Raw genomic sequence first — 4,067 nt, forward strand, 5'->3', positions numbered from 1 at the left:
GCGGGAGCACCCGGCCCCGGCGATCTCGTCGCGGGCGGCGAACTGAGGAGGTCTGACTCGTGCGCATCGACCGAGACGTGGTGGTTCCCGCGAGGGACGGCGTCCCGCTCGTCCTCGACGTGTTCCGGCCCGACGGCGATCGGCCGGCACCGGTGATCGCCGCGATGAGCCCGTACGGCAAGGACGTGCACTGGCCGGAGCGCTACCCGCTCTACGACTTGGTGGACCAGGGCGAGCACATGGTGTGGGAGACGCCGAACCCGGAGTGGTGGACCGAACGGGGCTTCGCCGTCGTGCGCGCCGACGCGCGCGGCACCGGTGGCTCCGGTGGCCGTTTCGACGTCTTCGGCCGCGCCGACGCCGAGGACTTCTTCGACGTGGTCGAGTGGTGCGGTACGCGGCCGTGGTCGACCGGCAAGGTCGCCACCAGCGGCATCTCCTGGTACGCGATGATGGGTTGGCGGGTCGCCGCGCTGCGGCCGCCGCACCTGGCCGCGATCGTCGCCTGGGAGGGGTGCACCGACTTCTACCGGGACTGGGGCCGCCAGGGCGGCATCTACGCGAACGCCACCGAGGGCTGGTGGCGGCGGCAGATCATCCCGCAGCTCAACGGGGGTGGCCACGCGGACATGCCTGCCGAGCTGAGTTCGCGGGAGCTGGTCGACGACTGGTACCGGGAGCGGACCGTCGATCTGTCCCAGGTGCGCGTTCCCGTGCTCTCGGCGGGCAACTGGGGCTCGATCCACCTGCACCTGCGCGGCAACGTGGAGGGGTGGCTCGGCGCGGCCTCGGAGCACAAGTGGCTCGTGGTGCACGTCGGCTCGCACATCGACCCCTACTACGCGGACTGGGCCAAGGAATTGCAGCTCCGGTTCTTGCGGCGCTTCCTCCGCGACGACGAGACCGCGATGGACGGCGTCGCGCCGGTGCGGCTCGCGATCCGGCGGGGCCGTGAGGTGGAGTGGCGCGACGAGCAGGACTGGCCGCTGCCCCGCACCCGGTGGAGCCGCCTCTACCTGGGCGCGGGGGAGCTCGGCTGGGAGCGGCCCGCCGCCGGGAGCACGCCGCACCCGGCCGACTTCGAGTTCACCGCCACCGAGCGCCTGGAGATCACCGGCCCGCTCGCTCTCCGCCTGTGGGTCTCCTCCACCGCCGAGGACGTGGACGTTCTCGTCCGCCTGGAGCAGTACGACGCGAACGGCGCGCGGATCCCCGGGATCGGACCCGGCGGGGCCGAGACCCCGGTGCCGATGGCGGTCGGCTGGCTGCGCGCCTCGCACCGGGAGCTCGATCCCGACCGCACGCTGCCGCACCGGCCGTGGCACCGCCACGAGGAACCGAGCCCCCTCGAAGCCGGGGTGCCCGCGCTGCTGGAGGTGGAGCTCTGGCCCACCTCCCTGACCCTCGAACCCGGCCACCGCCTCCGGCTCGGCGTCCGCTCCGAGGACGACGACCTCGGCGACCTCGCGCACGACGACCCGGCCGATCGTCGTCGGGGCGGGGACAGCGTCCTCCACTTCGGCGGCGACCACGCCTCCCACCTGTTCGTCCCGGTCATCCCGGAGTGACCCACCGCCGCCGCGTCGAAGCCCGGGCACCGGCCGGGCACCCCGGGTTCAGCGGAGGTGGTGCAGCTCCTCGGCCAGTTCCTCGTTGACGGCGGTGGCGTGCTGGACGAGGTAGAAGTGGCCGCCCCGGAAGGTGCGCAGGCGGAAGGCGTCGCAGGTGTGCTCCTTCCAGCGCAGCGCCTCGTCCTGGGTGGTCTTCGGGTCGTCGTCGCCGAGGAGCACCGCGATCGGGCAGTCCACCACGCGGTCCGCCCGCACCGGGTAGGTCTCGACCGCCCGGTAGTCGTTGCGGATCGCGGGCAGCGACATCCGCACGACCTCCTCGTCCTCCAGCGCCGCCGCCGCGCCGTTGAGTCCGCGCACGTCGGCGAGCAGGCCCTCGTCGTCGAGCTGGTGCACCCGCTCGTCGCGCGCGGTGCAGGGGGCGCGCCTGCCGGAGACGACCAGCGAGCGCGGCGGAGCCCCCGCGCCGTGCTCCAGCAGGTGCGCCACCTCGAAGGCGAGCAGCGCGCCCATGCTGTGCCCGAAGAAGACCGTCGGCAGCTCGGGTTCGGCGGCCAGCACCTCGGTGACCGCCGCGGCGTACTCGTCGACCGTCGCGAGCAGCGGTTCGCGGTGCCGGTCCTGCCTGCCCGGGTACTGCAGCACCACCACGTCGGCACCGGGGGAGTGCGCGGTGGCGACCGGCCGGTAGAAGCTCGCCGATCCGCCCGCGTGCGGGAAGCACACCAACCGGACCGCCGCCTCCGGCGCGGGGTGGTAGCGGCGCAGCCACTTTCCGGGATCGAGATCGGTCACGGCGCTCTCCTCGTGCTTCGGCCGGATTCGGTGCCGGAGCGAGGTGGCCGCACGCGCACCTCGTGCTCTCCCGCTGCGGCCAGTACAGCACCGGTTCGCCCGGGGAATTGCTAGTTCGGGAATCATCCTCCCCCGCAACGGGAATCGACCTCGACCGGTGCGGTTCGCGGCCGGGTACTCGTCGAATCCCTAGGGTGTCCCGGTTTCCTTTGACATCGAGTTCGACCGGCTGCCAGCGTCGGTGCCCGGCCCGGGCCGGGCACCCCCGGCAGGCGCCGTCGACCTGTGCTGGTGTCCGGCGTGCCATCGCGCGTCTCCCGGCGGCCGCGCACGCGGTCGGCACGGGCGGTCCGTTTGTCAGGTGGTGGAAGGGGAAGCACATGTCCAGGCGAGCGCTGATCACCGGAATCACCGGGCAGGACGGCTCCTACCTGGCCGAGCACCTGCTGGCCCAGGGCTACCAGGTGTGGGGTCTGATCCGCGGTCAGGCCAACCCGCGCAAGTCCCGGATCAGCAGGCTGGCCGCCGACGTGTCCTTCGTGGACGGTGACCTGATGGACCAGGGCAGCCTGGTCTCGGCCGTGGACCTGGTGCAGCCGCACGAGGTCTACAACCTCGGGGCGATCTCGTTCGTGCCGATGTCCTGGCAGCAGGCCGAACTCGTCACCGAGGTGAACGGCATGGGCGTGCTGCGGACGCTGGAGGCGATCCGCATCGTCAGCGGCTTGCAGGGCTCCGGCGGCGGCACCCGCGAAGGGGCCATCCGGTTCTACCAGGCGTCCTCGTCGGAGATGTTCGGCAAGGTCGCCGAGACGCCGCAGAGCGAGCGCACCACGTTCCACCCGCGCAGCCCGTACGGCGTGGCCAAGACCTACGGGCACTACATCACCCAGAACTACCGGGAGTCCTACGGCGTGTGGGGGGTGTCCGGAATCCTGTTCAACCACGAATCCCCGCGCCGGGGGGCGGAGTTCGTCACCCGCAAGATCTCGCTGGCCGTCGCCCAGATCAAGCTGGGGCTGCAGGACAAGCTGTACCTGGGGAACCTGGACGCGGTCCGGGACTGGGGCTTCGCCGGGGACTACGTGCGCGCGATGCACCTGATGCTCCAGCAGGACCAGCCCGCGGACTACGTGATCGGCACCGGGCGGATGCACTCGGTGCGGGACGCGGTGCGGATCGCCTTCGAGGCCGCCGAGCTGAACTGGGAGGACCACGTCGAGGTCGACCCGACGCTGGTGCGCCCCGCCGAGGTCGAGACGCTGTGCGCCGATTCGGCGCACGCCCGCCGGGAGCTCGGTTGGGAGCCGAGCGTCGACTTCACCGAACTGATGACGATGATGGTGCGGTCCGACCTGCGCCAGGCCTCCCGCGAACGGGACTACGCCGAGGTGCTTTCGGCCGCCAGCTGGTAGCTGAGCTGATCATGCTCGCGGGGATCGCGCTCTCGGCGGGAAGAAATCCCGCGTCGAGGTGGCTTCACTAAGGATTTTCCTGCCTCCCGGTGGTGAAACTGGGCGCATGTCGTGCCGGCCCGGTCCTGCCCCGCTCCCGGTGCTCCCGGGTGCGCGGCCGGTCCGCGCGCCCGGCGGTGCTCGCGGGCGGGCCCCCGCGAGCACCGGTTCCTGGAACTCCGCAGTGCCCGGCCGCGCTCCGGCCGGGGGACGGCCCCCCGGGGCCGCCTGAGACGGGTTGGTGGAG

At 72.3% G+C, this 4,067-nt stretch carries 3 protein-coding genes; 2 read left to right on the forward strand and 1 reads right to left on the reverse strand.

Going from position 1 to position 4,067, the window contains the following annotated elements; translation table 11 throughout:
• Window positions 1-59 precede the first annotated feature (59 nt).
• Entirely contained in the window at window positions 60-1,568 is a 1,509-nt protein-coding gene (locus tag ACL03H_RS00440; RefSeq protein ID WP_412808986.1) for a CocE/NonD family hydrolase, read from the forward strand.
• A 48-nt stretch (window positions 1,569-1,616) separates the two neighbouring features.
• Here ACL03H_RS00440 and ACL03H_RS00445 read toward each other — a convergent pair whose 3' ends face one another.
• Complete coding sequence (locus ACL03H_RS00445) at window positions 1,617-2,366, reverse strand: thioesterase II family protein (RefSeq protein ID WP_412808987.1); 750 nt, start codon at window positions 2,364-2,366, stop codon at window positions 1,617-1,619.
• A gap of 380 nt (window positions 2,367-2,746) precedes the next feature.
• Between ACL03H_RS00445 and ACL03H_RS00450 the strand changes: the two genes are divergently transcribed.
• Window positions 2,747-3,781, forward strand: coding sequence for a GDP-mannose 4,6-dehydratase (locus ACL03H_RS00450; protein WP_412808988.1), 1,035 nt, complete (start codon window positions 2,747-2,749; stop codon window positions 3,779-3,781).
• Window positions 3,782-4,067 lie beyond the last annotated feature (286 nt).

Source organism: Saccharopolyspora antibiotica (assembly GCF_047200635.1).
Lineage (GTDB): Bacteria > Actinomycetota > Actinomycetes > Mycobacteriales > Pseudonocardiaceae > Saccharopolyspora_C.

Bases quoted from the DNA above. Each gene is read 5' to 3' on its own strand.
- ACL03H_RS00450 (WP_412808988.1), top strand. From the start codon at position 2,747: ATGTCCAGGCGAGCGCTGATCACCGGAATCACCGGGCAGGACGGCTCC.